At 35.3% G+C, this 26,848-nt stretch carries 25 protein-coding genes and 1 other RNA gene; 6 read left to right on the top strand and 20 right to left on the bottom strand.

Annotation, left to right across the window (positions count from 1 at the left end; genetic code table 11):
• Position 1 precedes the first annotated feature (1 nt).
• The 5 genes from CD152_RS07110 to CD152_RS07130 all read right to left on the bottom strand — a co-directional run bounded on the left by CD152_RS07110 (position 2) and on the right by CD152_RS07130 (position 6,919).
• Positions 2-772 (bottom strand): HAD-IIB family hydrolase, encoded by a 771-nt coding sequence (locus tag CD152_RS07110; RefSeq protein WP_101140887.1) that lies wholly within the window; start codon positions 770-772, stop codon positions 2-4.
• Complete coding sequence (locus tag CD152_RS07115; RefSeq protein WP_101140886.1) at positions 772-1,725, bottom strand: Fic family protein; 954 nt, start codon at positions 1,723-1,725, stop codon at positions 772-774. The genes CD152_RS07110 and CD152_RS07115 overlap by 1 nt, the downstream gene beginning before the upstream one ends.
• Positions 1,726-1,789: 64 nt before the next feature.
• Positions 1,790-2,662 carry a 5'-3' exonuclease gene (locus CD152_RS07120; RefSeq protein WP_103214563.1) on the bottom strand — a complete coding sequence of 291 codons (873 nt, stop codon included), beginning with the start codon at positions 2,660-2,662 and terminating at the stop codon, positions 1,790-1,792.
• Between the two features lies 1 nt (position 2,663).
• The gene (locus CD152_RS07125) at positions 2,664-3,524 is read right to left on the bottom strand and encodes a sulfurtransferase (RefSeq protein ID WP_103214564.1); all 861 of its coding nucleotides are present in this window, start codon (positions 3,522-3,524) and stop codon (positions 2,664-2,666) included.
• Positions 3,521-6,919: a dynamin family protein gene (locus tag CD152_RS07130; protein ID WP_103214565.1), complete on the bottom strand. Its 3,399-nt coding sequence runs from the start codon at positions 6,917-6,919 to the stop codon at positions 3,521-3,523. The genes CD152_RS07125 and CD152_RS07130 overlap by 4 nt, the downstream gene beginning before the upstream one ends.
• Before the next feature lie 149 nt (positions 6,920-7,068).
• Between CD152_RS07130 and CD152_RS07135 the strand changes: the two genes are divergently transcribed.
• The 3 genes from CD152_RS07135 to CD152_RS07145 all read left to right on the top strand — a co-directional run bounded on the left by CD152_RS07135 (position 7,069) and on the right by CD152_RS07145 (position 9,434).
• The gene (locus CD152_RS07135) at positions 7,069-7,218 is read left to right on the top strand and encodes a cytochrome c oxidase subunit 2A (RefSeq protein ID WP_231845523.1); all 150 of its coding nucleotides are present in this window, start codon (positions 7,069-7,071) and stop codon (positions 7,216-7,218) included.
• A gap of 12 nt (positions 7,219-7,230) precedes the next feature.
• Positions 7,231-7,707, top strand: coding sequence for a cupredoxin domain-containing protein (locus CD152_RS07140; RefSeq protein ID WP_181451686.1), 477 nt, complete (start codon positions 7,231-7,233; stop codon positions 7,705-7,707).
• Between the two features lie 71 nt (positions 7,708-7,778).
• On the top strand, positions 7,779-9,434 hold the full coding sequence (locus CD152_RS07145) for a b(o/a)3-type cytochrome-c oxidase subunit 1 (RefSeq protein WP_103214579.1): 1,656 nt from the start codon (positions 7,779-7,781) through the stop codon (positions 9,432-9,434).
• Positions 9,435-9,467: 33 nt separating this feature from the next.
• Here CD152_RS07145 and CD152_RS07150 read toward each other — a convergent pair whose 3' ends face one another.
• From CD152_RS07150 to CD152_RS07175, 6 genes are all read right to left on the bottom strand, one after another.
• Entirely contained in the window at positions 9,468-10,478 is a 1,011-nt protein-coding gene (locus CD152_RS07150) for an MsnO8 family LLM class oxidoreductase (RefSeq protein ID WP_169926172.1), read from the bottom strand.
• Between the two features lie 113 nt (positions 10,479-10,591).
• On the bottom strand, positions 10,592-11,710 hold the full coding sequence (locus CD152_RS07155; RefSeq protein ID WP_103214567.1) for a THUMP domain-containing class I SAM-dependent RNA methyltransferase: 1,119 nt from the start codon (positions 11,708-11,710) through the stop codon (positions 10,592-10,594).
• Between the two features lie 127 nt (positions 11,711-11,837).
• Positions 11,838-12,205: RNase P RNA component class B (gene rnpB, locus CD152_RS07160), an RNA gene on the bottom strand.
• Between the two features lie 49 nt (positions 12,206-12,254).
• Positions 12,255-12,569 carry a cell division regulator GpsB gene (gene gpsB / locus CD152_RS07165; RefSeq protein WP_012656999.1) on the bottom strand — a complete coding sequence of 105 codons (315 nt, stop codon included), beginning with the start codon at positions 12,567-12,569 and terminating at the stop codon, positions 12,255-12,257.
• Positions 12,570-12,579: 10 nt separating this feature from the next.
• Positions 12,580-13,131 (bottom strand): SLOG family protein, encoded by a 552-nt coding sequence (locus tag CD152_RS07170; protein WP_101140881.1) that lies wholly within the window; start codon positions 13,129-13,131, stop codon positions 12,580-12,582.
• A complete protein-coding gene (locus tag CD152_RS07175) occupies positions 13,128-13,463 on the bottom strand; it encodes a YppE family protein (RefSeq protein WP_012657001.1) in 336 nt (111 codons plus the stop codon). The genes CD152_RS07170 and CD152_RS07175 overlap by 4 nt, the downstream gene beginning before the upstream one ends.
• Before the next feature lie 77 nt (positions 13,464-13,540).
• On the opposite strand from CD152_RS07175, the gene recU reads away from it, so the two are divergent.
• Together recU and CD152_RS07185 are read left to right on the top strand one after the other, a co-directional pair.
• Positions 13,541-14,146, top strand: a complete 606-nt coding sequence (gene recU / locus CD152_RS07180) for a Holliday junction resolvase RecU (RefSeq protein WP_101140880.1) — start codon at positions 13,541-13,543, stop codon at positions 14,144-14,146.
• Positions 14,147-14,167: 21 nt separating this feature from the next.
• A complete protein-coding gene (locus CD152_RS07185; protein WP_103214568.1) occupies positions 14,168-16,504 on the top strand; it encodes a transglycosylase domain-containing protein in 2,337 nt (778 codons plus the stop codon).
• 73 nt (positions 16,505-16,577) lie between these two features.
• Here CD152_RS07185 and CD152_RS07190 read toward each other — a convergent pair whose 3' ends face one another.
• From CD152_RS07190 to CD152_RS07230, 9 genes are all read right to left on the bottom strand, one after another.
• On the bottom strand, positions 16,578-16,889 hold the full coding sequence (locus CD152_RS07190; protein ID WP_103214569.1) for a YpoC family protein: 312 nt from the start codon (positions 16,887-16,889) through the stop codon (positions 16,578-16,580).
• The gene (nth, locus tag CD152_RS07195; protein WP_086038727.1) at positions 16,886-17,539 is read right to left on the bottom strand and encodes an endonuclease III; all 654 of its coding nucleotides are present in this window, start codon (positions 17,537-17,539) and stop codon (positions 16,886-16,888) included. The genes CD152_RS07190 and nth overlap by 4 nt, the downstream gene beginning before the upstream one ends.
• Positions 17,529-18,203, bottom strand: coding sequence for a DnaD domain protein (locus tag CD152_RS07200; RefSeq protein ID WP_169926173.1), 675 nt, complete (start codon positions 18,201-18,203; stop codon positions 17,529-17,531). Before CD152_RS07200 ends, nth begins: the two co-directional genes overlap by 11 nt.
• A gap of 125 nt (positions 18,204-18,328) precedes the next feature.
• Entirely contained in the window at positions 18,329-19,624 is a 1,296-nt protein-coding gene (gene asnS / locus CD152_RS07205; RefSeq protein WP_086038729.1) for an asparagine--tRNA ligase, read from the bottom strand.
• Between the two features lie 73 nt (positions 19,625-19,697).
• The gene (locus tag CD152_RS07210; RefSeq protein WP_101140875.1) at positions 19,698-22,250 is read right to left on the bottom strand and encodes a helicase C-terminal domain-containing protein; all 2,553 of its coding nucleotides are present in this window, start codon (positions 22,248-22,250) and stop codon (positions 19,698-19,700) included.
• 9 nt (positions 22,251-22,259) lie between these two features.
• Entirely contained in the window at positions 22,260-23,225 is a 966-nt protein-coding gene (locus CD152_RS07215) for a biotin--[acetyl-CoA-carboxylase] ligase (protein ID WP_165980773.1), read from the bottom strand.
• A complete protein-coding gene (locus tag CD152_RS07220; RefSeq protein ID WP_169926174.1) occupies positions 23,212-24,423 on the bottom strand; it encodes a CCA tRNA nucleotidyltransferase in 1,212 nt (403 codons plus the stop codon). The genes CD152_RS07215 and CD152_RS07220 overlap by 14 nt, the downstream gene beginning before the upstream one ends.
• A gap of 17 nt (positions 24,424-24,440) precedes the next feature.
• Positions 24,441-25,574 (bottom strand): N-acetyl-alpha-D-glucosaminyl L-malate synthase BshA, encoded by a 1,134-nt coding sequence (bshA, locus tag CD152_RS07225; RefSeq protein WP_101140872.1) that lies wholly within the window; start codon positions 25,572-25,574, stop codon positions 24,441-24,443.
• 14 nt (positions 25,575-25,588) lie between these two features.
• Entirely contained in the window at positions 25,589-25,906 is a 318-nt protein-coding gene (locus CD152_RS07230) for a nucleotide pyrophosphohydrolase (protein ID WP_101140871.1), read from the bottom strand.
• 58 nt (positions 25,907-25,964) lie between these two features.
• Here CD152_RS07230 and CD152_RS07235 point away from each other — a divergent pair, with 58 nt between their 5' ends.
• Positions 25,965-26,837: a YitT family protein gene (locus CD152_RS07235; protein ID WP_103214572.1), complete on the top strand. Its 873-nt coding sequence runs from the start codon at positions 25,965-25,967 to the stop codon at positions 26,835-26,837.
• Positions 26,838-26,848: the final 11 nt, after the last annotated feature.

Here is a 26,848-nt window from a genome sequence, read left to right on the forward strand (position 1 = left end):
GCTATATCTGTTTAATGTTTTGTTCTAATACACTAAGTACACCACTTTCATTATTGGAAGGTGCAATAGCACTGGCGATAGATTTCACCTGACGAGGAGCATTTATCATTGCATAACTGTGACTTGACAGCTTGAACATTTCTATATCATTTTCCCCATCACCAAAGACAACAAGGTCATCCCTACTTACACTTAATTGTTCCATCACTATTCTAAGCATATCTGCTTTATCTGCAAAAGCTGTAATATCAATACAGTGCGCTCCACTATAAACACAATCTAAACTTTCAGGCAGCAGCTCGTTTATATCTGAAACCTCATCAGCGGCACCCGTGACTGTAATCTTCAATACTGATTCTTGAATATCATCACTAACTGTAAATACATTGATATCTGGATAATAGGGCTCTATCATCATTCGATAATCCTCTGAGATAGTCTGATGTATAAAAGCATTATTTTTCGTTGATACTACAAATTCATAATTTGCATCAATAAGACGTGTTATCACCGTACAAACATCGCGTTGTGCAATCAACTTATATCTCTTATCATCATCAAACTCAAGAAATGCACCATTAGCACCAATATAAATAATGTCACTGTACTCAGCGAAAAATTTTTTTAAATATGAAGGGTGATTACTGCTGGCTACAACGAAACGAATATTATCAAGCCTCATTTTATCATAAATATGTTTGAACCTTACCTCGTCGTATTCATTATTATCATTTAAAAAAGTACCATCCATATCTACCGCAATTAACTTCATCAAGACTTCCCTTTCACGTGAAACATTGTATTTAAAATATATTTTGTTGATTTCCCTATACCGATCTTCTTTATCTCACCATCTTTTTGGAGTGTGACCAATGCGCGTTCTATCGTTTTCCTGCTGATATCAGCAAGCCTAAGTTCAATATCCGTTCTTGATAAAGGGGTAAACGACTGGTTAATTACTTCCAGAACTCTATAATAGGGAGCGTATTTATTCATATTTATCAGTTTGAACTGATTAAAAAACTGCTCATAACATTGTTCAATAATCTCGAGATAAAAACAATAAAAATCAACAAACGGACTATCTGGCTGCATCACTTCAAAATACTCATCTGCTCTTTCAGCTATATATTGCTCTATATTGTGGTACTTCACAACAATAAATCCACTTTTAAGCAGCAACAATGTTAAGAGCAGATGGGTTAATTTACGATTATCTCCTTCAAATATACACTCTTTATTAAAAGAGTATATAAAGGTGAGAATTCGTTCAAGTGCATTATAATGATTACCTACCTGTTCATGATATGTTTGTGTTGAGGTGTGTAACGTAGATGTATTTTGCTGCTTTATCTTTTCAACCATCTCATTATTACCCGTTGACATTTCAAGATAAATACGCTCAATTTCTATAGGTAATAAATCGATAAACTCATAATCATCAAGAATGTATACTAATGCATCTCGATAACCCATCAAAACCATATCATCACTACTTTTAATGCTCCCTTTATAGTCTACCATCTGAATCAGTTTTGTATTCGCAAATTGATAGCCCTCTAATTGCAGTGTGTATTTCAGAGCATTAATCATAGTAATTCTTTGTAATTTCTGCAGTGCTGTATGATGTCTCTCACCGATAAGGTGCTGCATACCTTTATACTCATAGATACGCGTTGCAAGATCCAATATTCTCAGTTGTTCATTATCGAATAAATAACTCATAATTCCATCCTTTCCTCAGTCATTTTATTATAATTGACCGAGGAAAGGATATCAATTTAAAATTTTATCTTCCAATTAGAAATCTGCTTACAGATTTTAATTCATACTTTTCGCACACACTTCTTATAAACTCAAAATTAGCAACGTACGACATATGCTTTTTAATATCCTCAAGATTGATAGGTACTTCCATATGAATTTCAGCTAAACGTCGCGAAGTTTTCAAAGCATCGATTGACGTCGCGATTTTATTTTGCTGACCTTTTGGCAATTCTTCTAATGAAGCTAGTACGCCGTTTACATCTTGATAAGACTGAATCAATTTTAACGCTGTTTTTTCTCCTATACCTTTAACGCCGGGATAACCATCCGCGTTATCCCCCATAAATGCTTTAACATCGATAAGTTGCTTTGGCTTTAGGTGATATTCTTCTTCGAATCGCTTTAAATCGTACTTGCTATATATACTGAAGCCTTTTTTTATAAGCCATATTTCAATGTTTTCTTCTAATACTTGCAGCAGATCTCGGTCGCCGCTTATTATAGTGATATGGTATTCCTTATCCAGGTATTTCGCTAATGTACCAACAACGTCGTCTGCTTCAAATTGATGAACTCCTATATTAACAAACCCTAGCTCTTCTGAAACGCGCTGAGCCATTTCAAACTGCGGAATCATTTCTTCTTGTGGTGCAGGACGATGCGCCTTGTAATTACTATCGATGTCATTTCTGAAAGTTTTCGCACCCATATCCCAGCATACGATGACGTGTGCTGCATGTGTATCTTCAATCGCACTAATTGCATGTTTTATAAATCCTTGTACACCATTTGTAGGTATACCTTCATGATTCCTCATATAGTTTCCATGAAGACTTGTTGCAAAGAAGTGTCGAAATAGCAATGCCATCCCATCTATAATCAGTACATTTTCCATATTAATCTCCAGTCTCAATTTTATCAGGATAAAACGATATCCATTCAGAAAAGCTACCTGCATATAATGCGACATCTCTATCCAATGATCTTAATGCTGCGTATAATGGTGTTGCGGAAAGACCAGAACCACAATACACAGTGACAGGATTATCTTGAGTCACCTGAAACAATGTTGTTAACGCTGCGTGGTCTTTTATATATCCATCCTCAAAGCAATCATTATACGGAATATTTATTGCTTCAGGAATGTGACCAGCAACTGTATCTATCGGTTCAAACAGTCCTATAAACCTCTCCTTAGATCTTGCATCTATAAGTATACGTTCTTCATCATTTTTCAACAAGGTTTCTATATCTATAAAGATTGCTTTGTTATAATACATATTTTTATTGTCGGTATCAATATTTTTATTGTCGGTATCAATATTTTTATCCGACATAACAACTCTATTGACGGATGAAAAATCAGTTTCTGATACGAAATATTGTGAAAATCCATCTAAATTTTCATAACCTCCATCAATAATATAGCAATCCAACCCGACGAGATGACATAAATATAGGAATCTTGTCCCAAAGAAACTATCTTTATTATCAACTGCTATAATCATTTTGTCCTGCGCGTGTATTTTTACAAATCTGTAAAATTCATTTAAGTCCGGCAGCGGATGTCTTCCACTGCTCATTGGATTATTACCAGTTAATATAGGAAAACTAAAAATACTATTTTGTATATGCTGCTGATTAAACTGTTCAAGCGACTGCGTATTATTATCCATTATTCCACGACAATCAAATATAACAGCTTGATCTGATATGTAGTATTCAAGTGCCTCTCGTTCATCTATCCATATTTTCATGAATTCACCTCTAACTGATCTAATGCTCTTTTAATCTCAGAAATGACACAATCATCAATTGTAGTAGCACGTTTTTCGATAATTTCTTCTGCTATATCTTTATTCTTCTCATCAATATGAGTTTCTAATACTTCGATACCATCCTCGATTTCAGTTATTATATAGCTTTCATATTTAAGGAGTACTTGATTGATTACCGTCATGGATTGCGCATGTATATTTTCAAATAGCTCATTTCTTGAATTCATATTCTTAAGCTGCTTTTCCTTTACTATTGGAAATACGAGTTGTTCTATTTCATTGACAATAGGACTTAGCTTCATTTGATTTAATTTCAAAATAAATGAGTCAAATGCTATATCTTCTGCAATCTCATACTCTATAAGGGCTGTCTTCGTAAGAGAAGTTTCATCTCTATAACTCTGTAACGCTGCTTTATTGAGTCTCGGTACAATGAACTGAAATTCATTAAGTAGCTTGCTTTCTATGGACGCTTTGAAACTTTTTTCGATTATATTCAATTTTTGAGAAGTATTTACTTCTGACTTGATAACATCATAAAGCTGGATTTTCATCTTATCCCGTAAGTAACTTACCTGTTCATGCAGTAAGTGGTTTAGATCACTTGATACTCTACTAACTATATTCATTTCTAATGGCGGCTCTTTCTGCCACATATCATACTGTAAATTTCTTCTATTTATCTTTGCAATATATGCTTTATAATCATCTGTCATAAACTGCGCACTTCGAACGATACGAGATGCATTGCTATTAAACTGGTTTATTTTTTGGATTTTACTCGTAGCATCTACGAAATGTTCAATTGCTTCAGCAAACACGTTAAAACGTTCATCATAACCATCGATTGCTTGTTTACTAGAAACTGAATAAATTGAATCAACAATATTCAACTGGTTCAGTTCAGTCCTCAAATAGTTTTCTACAGTAATCAGTTCTTCGTCGTTTTTTCTTAAGTCAACTGCATTGATAACGAAGAAATTTTCACTTGCTTCATTCATGACTTCAATTTCATTTAAGTAGGATAGAAATGCTTTGTCTTTTTCTGTGAACACGTGATTATAGTAAGAAACATATATGAGTAAATCGCTATCCGCAATAATCTCTGTCGTTTCCATCGTATGTCTGCTATTCGTACTCCCTATTCCAGGTGAATCTATAATAACCTTGTTTTTAAGAAAATCATTTTCTAACCCGATTTTTATACGATTGACGAATGCTGCATGTTCATCTTGTGCCGTATATTTATCAATCTCATTTTTATCTATTTCAATTGTCTGTCCATTTGATAAGCATGCTTTATAGTGATGATATTGTTTGATAACACCCGATGCGAAGCTTTTATCTTCATCAGAAAAATAATCTATCTTATTTTTATTCTTTACTATCCATGACTCAATTGTATTCATATTTTCACTTACTGAACCTAATATCCCATTAAGCTTGTCAAGCAGCATATCTTCTGTCTTAAATGTAACAAAATGCTGTTGACCATAATACAGTTCGGTAATACTTGCTGTTGTAGGGTTCGGAGAAGAAACTAAGACCCTTTCCTGTAACAATGCATTGATAAGTGCGCTTTTACCAGCACTAAATGCTCCGAATACAACAATCTTCGTTTCATCATTATGAATTCTATCAAGCTGTTGTTCTAGCTTACGCATATCTGCTTTAAAATAGTCGACCGTTTTAAAGGTTTCATAAACTTCAACATTCAGTGAACCTAGTCTATCTTTTCTATCATTAATAATATTCTGCTTATTCACCACTTCATCAGTTTCATTAACAGACAATATCACATAGGTTCTATCTATTAATTTATCGATAGATTCTTCCAGATGAATATAGTAATGCATATAATTTTTAGTAGTGACTGACTCAATTAACTTTTCATTATTTAGATAATCATCAAACAGAAGGCTTTTATCCGAAGTATATTTTGCAGTATTTAATTTAGACATATTTATACTTTTTATGAACTTTTCAAGCCAGCCTTTTTGTTGCTGCACAATCTCCTTCTCTATGAAATCCTTTAATTGTTCAGAATAGATTAGAACATACTCTTTTGTTACTTCCGGCTGTGGTTTGATCAGTGCTTTAACATTCTCTTTTGTAATATGATAGTAAATATCATTAAGTAACGCTGGTTTTTCACTGTATTTCATGTACTGTTCATAATAATTTTTCAGTTGAAAATTAATCTGTTTATCCAGTAGATCATTAAGCATTTCAATGACATTATCTATTTTTTCATTTTGAATGCTCTCAAGCTTTGCCTGTTTATTGAAGAATCCTCCTACTTTATAGTTTGTAGCAAAGGTCTCAAGCATCGTGCCAATTCTTTCCCTCAGTTCGAAAGGGATTAAATAAGCGTTCTTAACAATATTTCTTACTTCTTTTATTAATTGTTCTCTACGATCATTCTGCATCAACAGTTGCTGTTCACTGTTCAGGCTCTGCTGTATATGAAGCTGATCCAGTGCTTGAAATATATCTGCTTCATCTACCTCAAGCTGTTCTAATAGCTCATCTTTTCTTTGATTCAGATAGTTTATCTGTGCGCGTTCAATATAATCGATGATTCTATCATAGAAATCATCTCTATCTGCGGTTAAGTCATCTACTTGCTGATTGAGTTGTCCTTTTAATTGATCAAACTGATTATGTTCACAAGCGTAGATTGAAGTAAAATAAATAGCTTCAACGTTTAAGTTCCACATCTTAATGTTTTGTTCCACTTTTTCTTTGAATGCCGTAAAGAGGATTTCATTTTCATCATGTTTATCAACCTGATTAATCAAGAGAACAACTGGAACGCCCAGTTCATTCATCATCTTAATCTGGCTGAAGTTCTTTTCTGCGTTTACATGATTATATTCCACCGTATAAAAGACGATGTCGCTGATGAGTAGATATTTCATTGTGCTCTGCTCATGATTTTTGAATGTTGCGTCTATACCTGGTGTATCCTGAATCACTGTACCTTCTGGAAATGCAAGGTTTTGCTTATGAATCTCTACCGATTCTATATCTGTATTCAAAGTATTCACCTTTTTGACAGTTTCATAGCTCTCGACGTCACTATAAGTCTGGTTGTCCATATTTATTCTTATTAGGTCTACACTATCTTTAATAATTTGAGCCGTATTACTTGTTGTTGGAATCGGAGAGCTGGGTAAAATGTCCTCGTCACATATCTTATTAATCAAAGATGATTTTCCTGAAGAAAAATGACCTATAAAACTTAATACAATATAATCTAAATAAATTTTTTTTATTACTTCATTGATTTGATTCAATAATAACGTGTTGTCTGACTTTTCCACTTCTTTTTTCAGTTGATACAATCGTTTGATCTTCTCATTATTATCCATGTTCTACCTCATTACCTCTTTATTTGTGAAAAATATAACGAAATATCAAAAAGTGTGATATTTATCACATTAATAAACCAGTTACTCTATTATTATAAAGAAAGAAAAGCTATTAAGAAAGGGTGTTCAATGTGAAGGATGATAAAAATTTGAATCAGACTAAAGATCCAATTCAAGTCAATGAAGACGTTCATCATGAATTAGATTTACGTGGAACAATGGCTGCTGTACTTGCTTTAGGAGCGATATTTGTTATCACTTGGTTTGCAATTTTTGTACTATTTATAGAACGAATTTAGGAGGGGAATACATTGCATAAGTTTGAAAAAATCTGGCTTGGTCTAGGTATGGGTTCATTAATTTTATTTTTAGGGATTATTTTTGTTTCTGCATTACATAATGGTCATGAGCCTATCGCAAGCGGCCGTGAATTTATTGCGCCAGAGCTTATTGATAAAGATGAAGTATTTAGTAACCCAGGATTACATAAAGTTGAAGGAAAAGATTGGGATTACGAACTTGTGTTTGTTGTTTCAGCATTTAACTACAACCCAGGTAAAGTTGAAATTCCAAAAGGATCAAAAGTAAAAATCATAGCAACAAGTAGAGATGTTGTTCATGGCTTTGAAATTGCACAGACGAATGTCAACATGATGATCGAGCCAGGTCACATTTCTACATTCGTAAAAACTTTTGATAAAAAAGGTGAATATCTGTTACTTTGTAATGAATATTGTGGTACAGGTCACGCAGATATGAAATCAAACATTAAGGTGGTTGATCAATAATGAACGAATATAAATTGGATAGTGGTGCTTTTGATGAACGTGCTTCGTTCAGAAATCATCACAGAGAAGAAATGGAAGATCGAGTTGAAATGTCCAAACCAGATGGTAAGTTAGTTATGGCTCATATGTATGTCGCGATAGTCTGTTTAATTATTGGTGGGTTGGCTGGATTAGTTCAGACTTTAGTCCGCTCTGGAACTTTAGAGTTACCTGCTGGTATTGGATATTATCAGATTCTTACAGTACACGGTATCATTCTTGCATTAGTATTGACTACATTCTTTATCATGGGATTCCAGACTGCTGCAGTCATTCGTACTTGCGGAAAGCTTAGTCCATTACAACGTCAGCTTGTGTGGATCGGTTTCTGGGTAATGCTCATCGGTACTACAATGGCAGCAACAATGGTTCTACTTAATAAAGCAACTGTGTTGTACACATTCTATGCTCCACTTAAAGCGCATGTTATCTTCTATGTAGGTATGGCATTAGTCGTCGTCGGTTCATGGATTTCTGCAGCCGGACAAATTATGCGTTACGCACAGTGGAAAAAAGAGCATAAAGGCCAAAAATCACCCCTTTTATCTTACATGGTAACAATTAACAACGTCATGTGGATCGTATGTTCAATTGGTGTTGCTTCTACAGTATTATTCCAGATGATTCCATGGTCTCTAGGATTAGTTGAGCGCATCGATGTTTCACTTAGTCGTACGTTATTCTGGTACTTCGGTCATGCGTTAGTATACTTCTGGTTACTGCCAGCCTATATGTCATGGTATGCAGTAGTACCAAAGATTATAGGTGCTAAAGCATTCAGTGATAACTTAGCACGTATGAGCTTTATGTTATTCTTATTCTTCTCAATTCCTGTTGGTATTCACCACCAGTTAACAGAACCGGGAATTGACGTTACATGGAAGTATGTACAGGTCGTATTAACATTTATGGTCGTTATCCCTTCTTTAATGACTGCATTCAGTCTCTTTGCTACATTTGAAGCATATGGACGAAATAAAGGTGCTAAAGGATTATTTGGATGGATTAAAACATTACCTTGGAACGATGCACGTTTCGTATTGCCATTTATCGGAATGGCCGCTTTCATCCCTGGTGGCGCAGGTGGTTTAGTGAATGCTTCTGCTCAAATGGACCAAGTAGTGCATAATACAATCTGGATTACAGGCCACTTCCATCTCACAGTTGCAACAGCTGTCATCTTAACATTCTTCGGCACTATGTACTGGTTAATTCCACATGCTACTGGCCGTGTTATGACAAAAGCAATGAATAAACTCGCTATTGCACAAGGTGTGCTATGGGCAATCGGTATGTCAATTATGTCTGGTGCAATGCACTACATTGGATTATTCGGTGCGCCACGTCGTTCAACATATTCTGAATATGGTGGCTCTAAAATAGCAGCAGAATGGATTCCGTACCAGGTAATTCAAGCGATTGGCGGAACGATTCTTTTCGTATCAATCATCTTAGTTGTTATCGTATTTATACAGCTTGCATTCTTTGCACCAAAAGGATATGAAGCATTTCCTGTGTCAGTTGCAATGGATGAACAAGCACCAGTTTATAAATTCGTTGAAAACTGGAAATTCTTACTTGTAGTAACGATTGCATTAATTTTAGTTGCCTACACGGTACCAATTGGCCAAATGTTTATGAATCCACCACCTGGTGCAGCTGGTATGGGTGAAGGAAAACTTTGGTAAGACAAAAACATCAAGCGCATGCTTGATGTTTTTTTATTCTTCGCTTTTAAGCTCCTCTACAATTTCTTTAATAGATTTAAAACTTTCTATTTTTAGCGAAAAGTCAAAAGTATTGTTGATCACCATCAGTTCATCAAATTGATATGTTTGATACAATCTGTTGATTTCATGCTTAACCTCATCTTTTCTACCGATAAAATAGCGCCCTCTGTTCTGTTCAATGATACGTTTATCCTGATCACTATAGTGCATTTTATTAACCTGCTCAATAGAAGGGATAACAGTATCTCTTCCTTTAGAGACATTTAATAGCCAATGATCCAGAATGCGTCTTTGCATTTCTTTTTCTCTATCATCTTTCACAACGATGATAAAGGAACAAAATATTGTATAGGAGCGCTTCATGAATGCGTTAGGAACAAATTCTCGCTGATAAATTTCAATTGCACTCTCTTGATATTTATCACTGATAAAATTTCCGAACACAAAACCAATACCTAATTTTGCTGCCCTTCTAGCACCATTATCAGTCAGACCTAACGTAAATACCTCAGGATGTGTTTCTATTCTTGGCCCGGCCTTAACATTTCGATAATGGTGTTCTAAAGGTAAGGTATTACGCATAAATCCTAAAAATTCTTCTAGCATTCTATCATAATCTTTTACCTTACTTGGGGCACCATCTGTTAAAGCTCGTCTCGTGATTTCATTCCCGCCAGGAGAGTTCCCTAGCCCAATCGTCACTCGGCCAGGAAACATCGCTTCTAATAAATTTGCATTTTCAGCTACCTTATAAGGACTATATTGTGGCAGAAGGATACCTGCAGAACCTATATTAATTGAAGATGTCACTGATAATAATCTTGTCATAAGAATTTCTGGCGCATGACTGATTAAACCAGTCGTATTATGGTGTTCAGCAACAAAATAACGATCATATTTTATTTCTTCAGCAAATTGGACAAGTTCTATCGTTTGTATTAATGCATCCATCGGCTTTTTGCCTCGTGACATCGGTACTTGATCTAATATACTTAATCTCATATAATTCCACCTGCTTTTCAATATATTTATCATAAACAAAAAACCACACAAAACATAAAATTATGCTTGTGTGGATGACTTGGAACATTTTTACGTATTGCTTTCAAATCCTTTTATCTCTCGCCCCAATATTGATAATATGTACATTCAATGTATCCATTGAACAACTTGCGGCGTTTTGTCGCTTTCTTACCTACCAATACTTCAAATGTCTTCAAACTAGTTAATATATACAACGACCACTTAGGATTCTTTTCGATCAGTTCCCCTAGGTAACTGTACATCGCTTCTACCTCTGCTCTTTCACCGATACGCTCTCCATAAGGTGGATTACCTACTATTGCACCTTTCTCATCATTTAAAGTAAGGTCATGGACATTCATCTGCTTGAATTCGATAATATCTCCAAATCCTACTTCAATTGCATTATTACGTGCAATTTCTACCATATTCGGATCGATATCACTTGCTGTGATCGATATTTCTTTATCATATTCAGCAGCCTCTTCTGCTAAAACTCGTTCCTCTTCATACATACCTGCTGGAACGATATCCCAGTTCTCACTAACAAAGTCACGATTGAAGCCAGGTGCGATATTTTGTGCAATCATTGCAGCCTCTATCGCAATAGTACCTGACCCACAGAATGGATCGATAAATGGTGTATCCCCTTTCCAGTTAGATAATAATACCAGTGCAGCTGCCAAAGTTTCTTTCATCGGTGCTTCACCTTGAGCAAGACGATATCCGCGTTTATGCAGACCTGCTCCTGATGTATCGATTGTCAGCAATACTTCATCCTTTAAAATGGCAACCTCTACTTTGTATAAAGCACCACTTTCTGAAAGCCACCCTTGCTTGTTATGTGCTTTTTTCAAACGTTCGACAATCGCTTTTTTTACAATCGCCTGACAATCAGGTACGCTAAACAGCTTGGATTTAAGACTGCGGCCTTGCACAGGAAACTGTCCATTTTCAGAAATGAAATCTTCCCACGGAATATCCTTCGTCTTATCAAAAAGCTGTTCAAATGTCGTCGCATAAAAACGTCCTACTACTAACTTCACTCTATCGGCACTTCTAAGCCAAAGGTTAGATTTTACAATTGCACGTGCATCACCTTGATAGAGTACTCTCCCATTTTCAGTCACTGTTTCATATCCTAATGCCTGAACCTCTTTTGCTGCGACAGCTTCCATTCCCATAGGGGTTGTTGCTAATAATTGATACATAATCTACTCCTCGTTTACATAATATTTTTATTGTGTTTTTATTGTAAATTTGATTCATTTTATTTTACCATTGATGCAAGCAATAAAAAAAGCCCTCCATATCGGAGAGCTTAAACTAGAAAGATATCTCTATAAGCCATGTTCTGTCCCATAGTACTACTAGCGAGCCTAGCTACTCTCGTACGCCGGTGATAATCATCTGTCTGTACTTTCATACCTCTTCTATACGTTCATTTCCGCTAGAAAAGTGCTCCTACCAAATTTGGATTGCTCACTCGAGGGGTTTACCGCGTTCCACCTTCTCTATTTCTAGAGAAGCTACGTCACTGTGGCACTTTCAAACTACTGAAACCATATCATAGACTTAGGTTCGTTCATTGCCGTCAAATAAATGCCCTGGCTTATTGTTTCACCAGGCACGATCACTACAGCCGTCTCAGGCATGTGTGAGCATGGACTTTCCTCTATAAATAAATATAGCGATTATCCGAGATATCTTTAACAAGTCTATTTATTATAGCATGACTCCACTGAATTCACCATACTATTTGCCAAAGACTGCTTTTTCTAAGTTGGAGATTCTCTTTAATAGGTCAAAATTATTTGTAGTAGACCCAGTATTCTCGCTTCTACCAGTAGCAAGTCTCATTCTTAAGTCTTCAATCTCACGCTTTAATTTAACATTTTCATCATTTAATTTTAGAAGCTGCTGATTCATATCTGCCATCTTCTGATAATCTTCAATGACATCATCCAGAAAACTGTCCACGTCTTCCGGCTTAAATCCTCTGAACGCGGTACGTTCAAATTCCTTTTCGTATATATCCTTTGCTGATAATTTCAATGTAATATCTGCCATATGCTCACCCCTAATATTCTTTTGTTCTCATATATTCATTTACAAAATCAGATAAATCCTCCAACGTCACAACATCAATATTATATTGATTTTCTGACGCAAAATCAATCAGTGTCTGCTTGAAAAATTTTGGGCTGGCTTCATGTTCATCATCATAGAAAAGGATTGTACCTTCAGTATTATCCAGCACGAACTGATCCGTATTTCTAAATTGAAATCCACCTCTATAAATATCATTGTGTGCAGAGGTTATAAAATCAGCTCGCGCACAAATCTGATTGTAGTACAGCTGATTCTCTTCATTCCATTTGCTATGATGCTCCAGAAACGGTGTGATGATACTTAGTTTAACGTCATACATCTTCTTCAGACGAATAACAACTTCTGCTGCCCATAGTTCAACACCAAGCTGTCCTTCTATGATGACCCATTCCAATCCATCTTCGATATATTCTTTAAATTTCTGCTGAAGAAATAGTTTGATGTAACGGACTTCAGGCTGCTTATTATTAAATATATTGAGTTCATACGGTTTATAACCAGTTATATAGATAGATTTCATGTATTTATCATTCGATTCAAATAATGGAGTTCATGTTTTACAGCCTTAAACTGATCGATAAAAACTTTCTTGCTTGTCTTACTAAAGAAACAACTTACAGATAAATCTTTAATGTGGGCAATCATCAGCTGATATTTCTTTTCATTCATTAAAGGTAGACTGATTACCTGTACTTTATAATTTTCAAGCATAGAAAGATGCTTATCGACTTTTTCTGTAAAAGGTTGAATATCCATTACAAAATTAAATTGCTGACCATCCTTAGAAGCTTTAAAATAATGCTCTATCCTAATGATATCATTCATTAAACTTTCAATACATTGTTGTAACATTTAATGGCTCCTCATCAGTTTTATGATACACTCATTGTATATTATATTTATTATCTTCACAAATAGGATGAATCTATATGGTCAATTACCCAAATGGCAAGAGAAATACGTCTAAAGCACTAGTTACATCAGTAAATAATCATAGTAAAATAGAATATGGAAAAAGAGGGATGCGTTTTGAAGAAGCAATCGACCATGCCAATCAATATTATTTGAAGCAGGATATCGCAGTTATTCATAAGAAACCAACGCCGATACAGATTGTAGATGTAGATTATCCAAAACGTTCCCGAGCCGTAATCAGAGAAGCATATTTCAGAAAAGCCTCTACAACTGACTACAATGGTATTTATAGAGGTAAATATATTGACTTTGAAGCAAAAGCAACGCAAAATAAAACTAGTTTTCCATTAAATAATATACATGAACATCAAGTAGAGCATATGCAACAGGTTTCAAAACATGGCGCCATATGTTTTATATTATTTTATTTTTCATTTCATGAAGAAGTTTTCTTACTTCCAATCGACCCTTTTTTGAAGTATTGGCACCTGTATAAGAATGAGAAGAAGAAATCTATTCCCATGAGTGACATAAAAAAATACGGTTATCCTGTGGAAAAAAAATATCAGCCTAGAATTGACTATTTAAAAGTTATAGACCACATATATTTTAATGAATAAATCGAGAGCGAGGAAATTTTAATGGCTAGAAAGAAGAAACGTAATATAAAAAAGTTAATTCTACAAATTGCAGGCGGCATATTTCTTTTATTTGCTGCACTTTTTATTTGTGGAATGCTTCTTTTCCTATATTATGCATACAAAGCACCAAAGTTTAATGAAGCAGCGCTTCGTGATCAGCTTCCTACAAAAATATACGACAAGGACGATAACCTAGTCACCGTTCTTCAAATGGGACAAAAACGTGAACAGGTCAAGTTTAAAGACATTCCTGACCAAGTAAAGAATGCCGTACTCGCAACTGAAGACAATCGTTTTTATGAACATGGCGCTATTGATTTCAAAAGGTTATCTGGTGCAATATTTAAAAATGTCTCCGGAGGTTTCGGGTCACAAGGTGCATCTACTTTAACACAGCAAGTTGTTAAACGTTCATTTCTGACGGACAAGAAATCTATCGAAAGAAAGGCGCAGGAAGCCTATCTTTCCTACAGATTAGAACAAGAATACAGCAAAGATGAAATATTTGAAATGTACCTTAATAAAATTTATTATTCTGACGGTATCTATGGTGTGAAAACAGCTGCAAAATATTATTTCAATAAAGATCTAAATCAGCTTTCACTCGCAGAATCAGCATATCTTGCCGGTTTACCTCAGATTCCTAACACCTATAATATATATGATAATCCAGATGCTGCTGAAAAGCGCAAGGATACTGTTCTATATTTGATGCATCGTCACGGCAGAATCACGAAGGCTGAAATGGAAGATGCACAAAATACAGACCTTTCACAGACTTTAGTGCAGCGTACAGCCGCACAAAGACAGAACCTTGAACAAAATGATCCGGACTATGCATCCTATATTAACGTCATAAAACAAGAAATCAAGAAGAATAAAGAATTTGAAGGTAAAGATTTGCAAGATATATTAACGAGCGGTTTATCCATCTATACTAACATGGATAATAATGTACAATTATCACTTCAGAATAACACTGATAACATGAACATCTACAAGAATAAATATCAACAGGCTGCTTCTTCTATCGTTGATACGAAAACAGGTGCCCTGGTTGCAATTAGTGGTGGAAGAAACTATACAGATGTTGTCGATAGAAATTTAGCTACAGATGTACATCCAGTCGGTTCAACAATTAAACCGTTTTTAAGCTATGGCCCTATAATCGAGAATGAACAATGGTCCACAGGACATAGAATTCAGGATGAAGCTGAATATGATATTCACGGCATTAAATTTAAGAACTATGATTCTCAGAATCATGGTAATGTTACAATGAGAGATGCAATAAGACGAAGTTTAAATATACCGGCATTAAAGATATTCCAGACAGTACAGTCTGAGTCAGGAAATGATGCGCCATATAAATTTGCAAAGAACTTAGGATTAAATTATCCTTCCAGCGACCTAGGCCCTTCAGACGCATTAGGGGGATCATCTTCTGAGTTCACTCCTTTACAGATGGCCAGTGCCTATGCTTCATTCGGTAATGGCGGAACATATAATGAATCTCATGCGATTCGAAAGATTGTAACACAAGATAATGAAACAATAAAATTTGATTTTACTTCTAGAAAAGCAATGGAAGATTATACAGCTTATATGATTACTGATATGTTAAAAGGGACATTTGAACCATATGGTACTGCTTATGGTAGTCAAATCCCTGGTTTAAACCTTGCTGCGAAGACAGGAACAGGAACGTATGGCGATGAAACTTATGAAAAATATAATTTACCTGATAATGCAGCAAAAGATGTCTGGATTGTAGGGTATTCACCACAATATACGATGTCAGTGTGGATGGGTTTCACACAAATGGCACAATATGGAGAGAATTCTTTTGTAGGCTCTGAAGAACAATCACTTCCAAAAGAACTTTTCAGACAAGTTATGAGTGAAATCAGTCCTATTGATGGTCAAGATTTTGAAATGCCTTCCTCGGTGGAAAAATATGGTGGCTTTCTACAGGTTAAAGGACAATCAGATAATGGATATACGAGTAACATAAAACCAAATAATACAAATGATGCTGTTCGGGATAATTCTCGGGCAGCTTCTACAAATATTTATCCAGATGATACGAACGATAATTCGACAAGTGAACGCAACACAACTGAAGCTCGTACAGTAGAAAGTAAGACGACTGAACGTCCGACAACTGAACGCGCAACAACTGAACGTCCGACAACTGAACGTCCTACTACACAAGAAGCAGCAACTGAACGCCCGACTACACAACCTGCTACGACCGAGCAAGCTACAACTGAGCGGGCAACAACGCAACCTGCTACAACTGAGCGGGCAACACAGCCTGCTGCAAGTCAGCCATAATTAAATACGACTATATTATATTAAGCCCTTATTTCATCTCAATGCGTTGATTGAATGAAATAAGGGCTTCTTTTTATTTTTTCTTCTTCAAATCATGGACTGCCTTTAATTTTAAAACTTCTCTCATCATCGTTTTAATTTGTTTATATCCCATATACTGATATTTATGAGATTCGAAGTATTCAATTCGATCATTGAAATTTAAAGGTTTCTTGTCATAATCTAACTGTCTGTCTGTACTATCAATTTCATTTATTTCATTCAAGATGTCAATAAGCAGTTGATAATAGCGGTCAATTTTTTGCTGATTTTCCTTTTGTTTCATTTTTCTGTTCTTAATTGCTTCGTCAATCGATGCTTCAAGTACAATCAGTTCTTCTTTCATTCGACTATCACCTTGTGTCTTTTACGGCCTTCTCTGCACATCTGTAATAATGGACATTCAAGACACTTTGGATTACGTGCAGTACAATGATAGCGTCCAAAGAAAATCAGCTGATGATGTGTTTTATTCCATCGTTCCATTGGAATGCGTTCTGTCAGTGTCGCTTCTACTTGTTTCACATTATCTTTCCATCTGCAGATGCCGAGTCTTTTTGAAACACGTTCTACATGTGTATCTACGGCAAGCGCAGGAATACCGAATGCCACAGAAACGACAACATTTGCAGTTTTCTGCCCTACTCCTGGAAGTTCAACGAGCGCACTATGAGACTGTGGAACTTGGCCATCATATCGATCAATTAGAATACGGCATAATGCCTGAATATTTTTAGCCTTGTTTTTATATAGTCCTATTGAGCGTATATCATCCATTAGTTCTTCAATTGAAACTGCTAAATAATCTTCTGGTGTCTTGTACTTCTGAAACAAAGATTGTGTCACTTTGTTCACTAATACATCCGTGCATTGTGCAGATAACAGTACAGCTATCGTTAGCTCAAACGGATTATCATGCACAAGTTCACATTCAGCATCCGGAAACATCTCATCTATAATATCTAACATTTCTAATGTCTTTTTCTTACTTATCATAAGGACTCTCCCCATTTACCCAGTCAAATACAGGAATATCCGGTACTTGTTTTACCAAATTTTTCTGCTTAAATTGTTTACTTACTTCTTTTGAATCCACGACATTTTTGACATTTTTCTTTTTCCAGTTTAATAGAATTCTATCGATATACTTTATACTTAGTTTATTATGTGCAGATGCCTCATTTAATGCTTCATTAATTAGATCCAGATGATGATGATCTTTATCCAGCCAATGATTGATCGTCTGAATTTCAAGTGGCGTCAATGGTCTACCGAATGTCGTTTCAAAACGTTCAAACACCTTCTCAAAATTCAATTGATTATTATGCTGATCTGCAACTTTAGCTTGTTTTTTCAGAAGTTGATCTAACTGTTCTTCTAGAGAAGAAAAATCAAAAATTTCATTAAACTGTGCATGATTGTCTTTAACGACGGTAATCTTTAATAGCTCTTTACTAATTAAATTCTGGATAATCAGCATGATTTCATTTTGATTGATGCTCATCTGTTCTGCAAGCATTTCAAATGAGGGAAGCTGTTGGTCGTCTGATAACTCTATAATTTTTAATATTACTATTAACTCAGTTTCAGTAATATTTAACAACGGATAATATTTAAATAGCTGATGGGGTATGATGACCGGTTTTTCAAACAGTTCCACAATACATGCTCCTTTCAATTTTTTATAATAATTGCTATGCTGTACATTAAAATCCGAACAATCTAGAAAATATAACATTTTCAAACATTGTTCGGATTCTCATTTAACTTGATGGATAGAAATAATTATGGGTAAAGACGATTCAACAGACGAGGGAACGGACTTGTTTCTCTAACATGCTCTACTCCTGATAACCATGCAACAGTACGTTCAAGACCTAACCCGAAACCTGAATGCGGTACGCTACCATACTTTCTTAAATCTGTATAATAGCTATAGGCTTCAGGATCTAAACCATGTTCTTTAATACGTTGTTGTAACAGATCGAGATCATCGATACGCTCAGAACCTCCAATAATTTCACCATAACCTTCAGGCGCAATCATATCTGCACATTTAACAGTACCCTCTTCTTCCGGATTCGGTTGCATATAGAACGGCTTGATACTTGTTGGATAATTGATGATGAAGACTGGTTTATCATAATGATTAGCAATTGCAGTCTCATGAGGTGCACCGAAATCATCCCCCCATTCGATATCATCGAATCCTTGTTCTTTTAAGAATTTGATTGCATCTGTGTAAGTGATTCTTGGAAATGGCGTAGTGATCTGTTCTAATTTTGTTGTATCGCGTCCTAGAATCTTTAAATCCAACTGACAATTTTTAAGCACTGATTTTACAAGATGTGTAACATATTGTTCTTGTACTTCAAGACTATCTTCATGTCTATAGAATGCCATCTCCGGCTCAATCATCCAGAATTCAATTAAGTGTCGACGTGTCTTCGATTTCTCAGCTCTGAATGTTGGTCCGAAAGAGAACACTTTTCCGTGAGCCATCGCTGCTGCTTCCATATAAAGCTGACCGCTTTGAGATAGGAAAGCATCTTCATCAAAATATTTCGTATGGAAAAGTTCGCTCGTACCTTCTGGTGCTGAACCAGTTAGTATTGGCGGATCGATCTTCGTAAATCCTTGTTCATTAAAAAATTCATACGTCGCTCTGATAATTTCGTTTCTAATCTTCATAACGGCATGCTGACGTTTAGAACGTAACCAAAGATGTCTATGATCCATTAAGAAATCTGTACCATGCGCTTTAGGTGTGATAGGATAATCTACCGCTTCATGAATAATTTCAAGATCAGTTACTTCCATTTCAAACCCAAAGTCAGAACGTTCATCTTCTTTAATTACACCCGTAATGAATAATGATGATTCCTGTGTAATACCTTTAGCTACTTTAAATAAATCTTCACCAATGGATTCTTTAACAACGACTGCCTGCATAAATCCTGTACCGTCACGCAGCTGTAAAAAGGCAATTTTACCACTAGAGCGCTTATTTAAGATCCATGCACCAATCGTAACTGTTTGACCCACGTAATTAGGTGATTGATTAATTGTAATCTTCGTCATAAAAAATTCTCCATTTCATTGTTATTATAATTATAGTTTACCAATTATCTACATGAAAGATAAGGGGTGTGCACTACTTTTCTTGATTAATTTGTTCAATAATTTCTGTAAAGTCTTCAATTGTTCCTGATTTGACATCAAAGGACTTTAGAATATGACTAAAATAACTTGCATAACGCCCTTCAAGTAGCCTACGATCAAAACAGATAAGCATACCTTTATCCTGTTCATTACGAATTAAGCGTCCCGTTGCCTGATGCAGCTTATTAACAGCACCGGGTAGCTGATAATCCATAAATACATCATTCACTTCATCACGCATCAGCATAATATTTAGATCATCTGGGTGCATAAACGGCAATGAAATAATCATTACTGTCTTAAACCCATCGTACTTAAAGTCTACTCCTTCATAGAACGTCTGAGTTGCTAAGAATATTCCATTGTCAAGCGTATTGAACTGTTCATTTAACTTCAACGTATTGACATCTGATGTCTGAGTAATGATCAACGATGGATCATAGAGTTCTACAAGATAACTTCTTAATATCTCGATTTGACGATAACTATTCATCAGAATCAATACTTTGGAAGACATATTTTCAAGATAATAATGAATGTATTGTAAGCAAGACTCAATATACTGGTCCTGTTTCATATAGTGGTAGTTCTGAATATCTGATGGAACAAAGAGTGTTGCTTTATATTTAGAAAAGGTATTTTCATACTTATAAAAATGTTCCAGCGATGGATGGAATTGCTCTAAAAACGATAATGTCTGCATCGTACCTGATACAAAGACCTTTGATGTAAAACGGTCAAAGATTCTGTTGGTTAATATTTCATTTAATTTAATAGATTTACTTATAAGTGACATTCCCGACTTACTATTGTTCTTCATATGAATATACAATTCTTTATAGACTTTTATCTGTATCCATACTGATAAGAAGTATCGCTGTAATGTCTCTAATTTCGTTCGTATAGACACATCGATTTCATATGAAAGCAAAACATTCATCATCGAATGAATCTCTTTAAATAATATATATATATCATCATTCTCCTCTACTTTTACCTTTACCACTGATTTAGAGGAATAATTCTCCAGCAGATGATCAAACATATCATCAATTTTATGATTGAGCTGGCTGATTTCAAAATCCATATCTACAAGCGTATCCAAAGTGTTAGCAGTATTATCTGGGACCGACTTTATCGTCTGTCCAATAATATACTTGATTGTTTGATAATTCAATGCATCATATGAATTATTTAATGCATAATCCAAGAGCTGATGAGCTTCATCAACAATAAGGTGTTCATAATGATTAAATACATTATCTTTTCTTCTGCTTAAAAGATGCGCATGGTTCGTTATACCGATATGCAATGTTTCAGTAGAATCCTGATACGAATAATGTTGATGCTGAGCGCTATCGAACATAGAAGTCATCAGTTCAAAATAAATTTTTCTTCCACCATTTAAATTCAGTCGATCAATATCTCCACCATGTGGTTCGAGCATGTATACGATAAGCTGCATCTTTAAAAGAAGAATATCATGATTCTCTTTCGAATCATTAAGAATAAATGATACAAATTCTAATGATAAGTAATGACGCCTACTCTTGATAATCTGAAATGGTACTTTTATCTTCAATGCATATTCAATTCGTCTTAAATCTTCATCAATGAGCTGATTCTGCAGAAATATCGTAGATGTAGAAATTAAAAGCGATTTCCTATAGGTGCTTAAATAATAAACAGCCGCCAGTAAATAACTTATAGTCTTGCCACCGCCAAGATCAGCTTCAATCGTCAGAACGCTGTCTTCACGCAGTTGTCTGTATATGTGCTCAGAAAGCTCACACTGCTTCTCTCGAAATGTATATCCCAGCTGACTGATTGCCCGTTCAAAATAGGTGCGGTAATCTTCTTCGAATGGATATAAACTAGGATTTTTCTTTGTTGCTTTATTGTAGTAGAGTCCATTCCAGCTTTCAAAATGATGGCCTTGTGTTTGTGAAACTAAGATTTCGAACAAAAGTTCATCATTTGAATAACGCATTCGTTTAGCGAACTGGTAGAGCATCTTGATTGTATCTGAAGGGAACGTCGTAACCTTTTTTATACTTTCAATAAATACTTCTGCAGTTGCAACTGCATCATCGATTGCACGATGTGCGCTGCTTAACTCAATTCCAAGATCATCAGCGATAGATTTCAATTGGTAGCGCTCTAGTGATGGATAGACAATCTTAAACCAGTCAACCGTATCAATGATATAGCGTGGCTGAAATTTATGTCCCGCTTCACTAAAGTACTTCTGTAAGAACCTTAGATCAAACTGTACATTATGAGCAACAAACACACACCCATCTAGAAGTTTAATAATATGTGATGCGACATGACTAAAGTTAGGTGCATCTACAAGATCGAAGGCATCAATTTTGGTAAGAGACTGTATAAAGGCTGGTATTTCATTATTGCAAGCAATAAATGTATCATATGTCTCTATTATTTTCTTATTTTGAACGATTGCAATACCAACTTGGATAATTTCATCACTATCCATATTATTTCCCGTCGTCTCAATATCGACAACGGCATACTTTCTATTCATAAATTTCACCTACAATTCAATATCAGCACTAATAAATCGATGCATATCACCCTCTGCTGATTTTACGTTCAATGTGCCATCGTCATTCAAGGACTCAGCTTGACCAATAATGACACGACTTCCTTCAGTATATTTTAATATTCGGTCAAATATTAAGGTATATGATTCATATTCATCTTTGATTTCACTAAATGTTCCTGTTAAGAACAAATAATAATATTTCTCAACATTCAGTATTAGTCTTTCAAGGAATTCATATCTATCAATATTATTACCTGTTTCAATATGTAAACTAGTAGCAGTTGATTCAAGTTCATTCGGGAAATCAGTCCGTTGAGTATTCAAATTAATACCAATACCACAAATAATTTGAGTGATATTATCCTGGCTTCCTTTAATTTCTGTTAAGAATCCACTTAATTTCTTTTCATTCAGATAAATATCATTGGGCCATTTTATTTTAACATCTGGATGATAGGACCCAACTGTTTTAGCGAGCGCAAGTGCGATAAATAGATTAAATGTTGTTAGCTTCTGTAAACTGATATCAGGCTGTAATACAATGCTCATCCATAACCCTGTATTAGGTTGCGATGACCAATGACGTTTAAAACGACCTCTACCATCCGTCTGCTTTTCACTAATCACTATAAAAGGCTGTGATTCTGATAAAGCAATCTTTTCAGCTTCATCCTGAGTGGATTTAAGTTCTTCAAAGATATATCCTTTATTAAATAATGAAGACCTTTCTAATATGCTACTGAGAAGATGACTGTCCCACTGTTTTGGGAGAGCAACAAGCAGGTAACCTTTATTACTGATAGATTCAATCTTATATCCTCTGTCCTTTAGTCGGTCAATTGCTTTCCATACAGCAGTTCGTGAAATGTTTAAATGTTCAGCAATCTTTTGTCCTGACACAGAAGTATTTGACTCAAGCAAGATTTTAACGATATCATTTTCATATTTCGACATTACAATCAATCCATTCCAGCAAAGTATTTTTTGTATTCTGAACCTCATTGTGTAAAACCGCATTCTCGGCGATGCACAGGATATCTTTTATCCATGGACCACCTTTTCTTTTATAATATTCCATTAGTATTGTACCATTGATTGCTAGACTCTCTCTCGAATGAATAGGTAACCCGTCGTATATTTCAGAAAGTGACTTCTCATCATAAGCTTTATAGTTAATATGAAGAGCTTCAATATTAACTGTCTTTGCAAGACTCAGTGTACGTTTAAAGAAATCTAACCCAAAATGATAAAGTAGATATTCTATTGTTCTATCACCTTCTACCAAATGATGCAGCAGCGTTATTGTCTCTTTAATATTTCTCTTTTCAGCATTTGACAACTTCAGTTGCGGAAGTGTCTGTGAAAGTGTCTGATCGTGAAGAAATATATAACTTGAGATGTATTCATAAAGGCGTATCGGCTGGGTAACGATATAAGGCTTCATGTCTTTAAAAAACGGAATGTAGCGATTAATTCCAAGTTCAAAAAATAACTTTAATGATCCTGTTACATTTATCCCTGATAAAAGTTTACATAACTCTATTATTATTCTTTCGATTGATACAGCCTCAAGATATTGTGCACTTTGTTTCATATTTTCTAACGTTTCTTGCTCAATTTGAAAATTTAATACGCTCATAAATCTTAAAGCACGTATAATCCGCAATGCATCTTCTTCAAACCTTAATGCAGGGTCCCCAACCGCTTGAATTAATCGGCCTTCGATATGATTTGTCCCATCGAAGTAATCATAAAGCTGATATTTGTCTGCTGCAATCGCATTGACCGTAAAATCTCTTCGTTCCAGATCTACTTTCAACGACGTTACAAAGTTTACGGAGTCTGGTCTTCGGTGATCTTTATATTCGCCATCCTCTCTAAACGTTGTCACCTCAAATGGGAAATCTTCGATAAGCACTATAACTGTTCCATGTTCAATCCCGACAGGAATTGTGCGTTCGAAGATTCGAATCATCTGCTCTGGAAGACAGTCAGTGGTAATATCGATATCATTGACCGGGATACCCATTAATAAATTTCTAATAGCACCGCCAACGATATAGCCTTTGTATCCATATGATTCTAAAGTTTCAATGATAGCGAATGCGCACTTAAATCGATGTTGCTCGTGTGGCTGTATTGCCTTTATCATATCCTTTATCTGCATCCTCACTGTTCTCTTGCACCTTCAATTAAATTACTGTAGATTGCTTCGTATTGATCTGTAATATGTTCAGACGAAAATCGCAAATTGATATCTTCTACCATTTTTTTCTGGAATCTTTTATAGAGTATATCATCTGTTAACAGCGCAAGTGCATATTCTCCAGCAGCCACTGTATCTCCAACATCCACAATATACCCTGTTTCTCCATGTCTGATGACCTCTTTAATCCCTCCAGCTGTTGTTCCGATACATACGACACCAGAATGCATCGCCTCTAACAACACAAGACCGAAACTTTCTTTTTCACTCATCAATAAGAATAAATCAGCCATCTGATATAATGGTGCTACTTGTTCCTGCTTTCCAAGAAATAACACCTTGTCACCTATACCAAGCTGTTCAGCACAGAGGCGCATATTTGACAGCTCTGGCCCATCACCAATCAATAATAATTTAGAAGCAATCCTATCAGATACTTGCTTAAATGTTTTCAAGATGTCTTGTATGCGTTTAACTTTACGAAAATTTGATACATGTATAATCACCTTTTCTTCTTCAGCAATACCATAGCAGGCCCTCAATTTAGGATTGGATGTATTATTAAAATCTTCTTCGTTAATAAAGTTGTAGACTGTCTGAATCTCTTTATTCGGAGCAACAATTTCATAGGTCTCTTCTGTTAACGAATTACTGACACTTGTAACAACATCGCTATCTTCTATTCCAAACTTAATTGCTTCCTTAAGCGTTGAATCATAGCCTAACACTGTGATATCCGTTCCGTGTAAAGTCGTTACTATCTTTACATCTTTTCTCGCAATTTGTCGGGCAAGAATACCACAAATTGCATGGGGAACAGCATAATGCATATGAAGGACATCAAGATCATACAGATTAATAACTTCCGCTATTTTTGTAGCAAGTGTAATATCATAAGGTGGATATTGAAAGACGGAATATTGATTGACATCCACCTGGTGAACAGTAATATTAGGCATCTGAAAATGAATTCTAAATGGTGTATTAGACGTAATAAAATGCACATCATGTCCACGTTTTGCCATTTTTATTCCAAGTTCAGTAGCAATGATACCTGAACCTCCCATTGTCGGATAGCATGTAATTCCAATTTTCATAGTAAAACCTCCAGTTATTTTCTTTCGAATCTATTAAAGTCTCTTGTATTAAATTTATCCATTGTTCTATCGAAATAATGGGTTAGATCAATATCCATTGAATTTGCAAGAGAAATGAGTACAAACAAGTTATCTGCGAGCTCCATTCCTATTTCTTTTTCTTGTTCACTTAACTTCTTTTGTTTTGGCCCATACACATGATTGATTTCACGCGCAAGCTCTCCTACCTCTTCCGTGAGTCGAACCATATTTTCCATCGGTGTAAAGTAGCCTGTCTTAAACTGGCTAATATATTTATCAACTTCCTGCTGCATTTCTTCTAATGTTTTCATTCATTTCCTCCAAGATAACAGAATATTATGTATAATATAATTTGAAAGGAGATTAAATATGAAAATACATCTTAATTTAATCAACATCTTCTTCATATTAATAGGTGCATTTATTTTTAGTTTTGGTATTGTAAATTTTAATATGACAAACGAACTGACTGAAGGTGGATTTACCGGCATTGCGTTAATATTATATCATTTATTTGGTACAAGCCCTGCTCTCATGAACTTAATTTTTAATATTCCACTATTTTTTGTTGGGTATAAGCTTCTTGGAAGGCTGTCTTTTATCTATACGCTTACAGGCACTTTAAGTGTATCGTTATTCTTATGGCTTTGTGAGCGCTATCCGATGCATATCGACCTAAAAGAAGATTTACTACTTGCAAGTTTATTTGGTGGCGTTTTTATAGGCGTGGGTCTTGGTATAATATTCAGATTCGGAGGCACTACTGGAGGCGTGGATATACTGGCACGTTTGATGAAGAAATACTTCGATATCGCTATGGGAAGAACGATGTTTGCATTTGACTGCTTAGTTCTTATTGCAACCTATATTACAATCGGTGATTACATCATAACAATGTATACGTTAGTATGTGTTTTTGTTGGAGCACGCGTGATTGATATCATTCAGGATTCTGGATACTCTGCTCGTGGCGCACTGATCATCTCAGAACGACATAAAGAAATATCAGATGAAATCAATTCATTACTTGAACGTGGAGTGACAATCATCTCTGCTCACGGCCACTATTCCCAGACTGAAAGACCCATCATCTATTGTGTCGTGCCAAAAAATGAAATTACACGCTTAAAACAGATCATAAACTCCGTCGATCCACATGCATTTGTATCCTTACTCGATGTACATGATGTATTAGGTGAAGGGTTTACATTAGATGAATTTAAAAAACCTATTGAAATGTAATAATGATAAAA

The organism is Macrococcoides caseolyticum, from assembly GCF_002902665.1.
GTDB lineage: Bacteria > Bacillota > Bacilli > Staphylococcales > Staphylococcaceae > Macrococcoides > Macrococcoides caseolyticum.

Bases quoted from the DNA above. Each gene is read 5' to 3' on its own strand.
- bshA (WP_101140872.1), bottom strand. From the start codon at position 25,574: ATGAAAATTGGAATTACATGCTATCCGACAATGGGAGGTTCAGGTATC.
- CD152_RS07150 (WP_169926172.1), bottom strand. From the start codon at position 10,478: ATGAGATTAAGTATATTAGATCAAGTACCGATGTCACGAGGCAAAAAG.
- CD152_RS07175 (WP_012657001.1), bottom strand. From the start codon at position 13,463: ATGTTACAACAATGTATTGAAAGTTTAATGAATGATATCATTAGGATA.
- CD152_RS07210 (WP_101140875.1), bottom strand. From the start codon at position 22,250: ATGAATAGAAAGTATGCCGTTGTCGATATTGAGACGACGGGAAATAAT.
- CD152_RS07220 (WP_169926174.1), bottom strand. From the start codon at position 24,423: ATGATAAAGGCAATACAGCCACACGAGCAACATCGATTTAAGTGCGCA.
- CD152_RS07230 (WP_101140871.1), bottom strand. From the start codon at position 25,906: ATGAAAACATTAGAAGAAATGCAGCAGGAAGTTGATAAATATATTAGC.
- CD152_RS07185 (WP_103214568.1), top strand. From the start codon at position 14,168: ATGGCTAGAAAGAAGAAACGTAATATAAAAAAGTTAATTCTACAAATT.
- CD152_RS07190 (WP_103214569.1), bottom strand. From the start codon at position 16,889: ATGAAAGAAGAACTGATTGTACTTGAAGCATCGATTGACGAAGCAATT.
- CD152_RS07145 (WP_103214579.1), top strand. From the start codon at position 7,779: ATGGAAGATCGAGTTGAAATGTCCAAACCAGATGGTAAGTTAGTTATG.
- CD152_RS07115 (WP_101140886.1), bottom strand. From the start codon at position 1,725: ATGAGTTATTTATTCGATAATGAACAACTGAGAATATTGGATCTTGCA.
- CD152_RS07235 (WP_103214572.1), top strand. From the start codon at position 25,965: ATGAAAATACATCTTAATTTAATCAACATCTTCTTCATATTAATAGGT.
- gpsB (WP_012656999.1), bottom strand. From the start codon at position 12,569: ATGGCAGATATTACATTGAAATTATCAGCAAAGGATATATACGAAAAG.
- CD152_RS07155 (WP_103214567.1), bottom strand. From the start codon at position 11,710: ATGTATCAATTATTAGCAACAACCCCTATGGGAATGGAAGCTGTCGCA.
- CD152_RS07130 (WP_103214565.1), bottom strand. From the start codon at position 6,919: ATGGATAATAATGAGAAGATCAAACGATTGTATCAACTGAAAAAAGAA.
- CD152_RS07120 (WP_103214563.1), bottom strand. From the start codon at position 2,662: ATGGAAAATGTACTGATTATAGATGGGATGGCATTGCTATTTCGACAC.
- CD152_RS07125 (WP_103214564.1), bottom strand. From the start codon at position 3,524: ATGAAAATATGGATAGATGAACGAGAGGCACTTGAATACTACATATCA.
- CD152_RS07215 (WP_165980773.1), bottom strand. From the start codon at position 23,225: ATGTCGAAATATGAAAATGATATCGTTAAAATCTTGCTTGAGTCAAAT.
- CD152_RS07110 (WP_101140887.1), bottom strand. From the start codon at position 772: ATGAAGTTAATTGCGGTAGATATGGATGGTACTTTTTTAAATGATAAT.
- CD152_RS07170 (WP_101140881.1), bottom strand. From the start codon at position 13,131: ATGAAATCTATCTATATAACTGGTTATAAACCGTATGAACTCAATATA.
- nth (WP_086038727.1), bottom strand. From the start codon at position 17,539: ATGATAAGTAAGAAAAAGACATTAGAAATGTTAGATATTATAGATGAG.
- asnS (WP_086038729.1), bottom strand. From the start codon at position 19,624: ATGACGAAGATTACAATTAATCAATCACCTAATTACGTGGGTCAAACA.
- recU (WP_101140880.1), top strand. From the start codon at position 13,541: ATGGTCAATTACCCAAATGGCAAGAGAAATACGTCTAAAGCACTAGTT.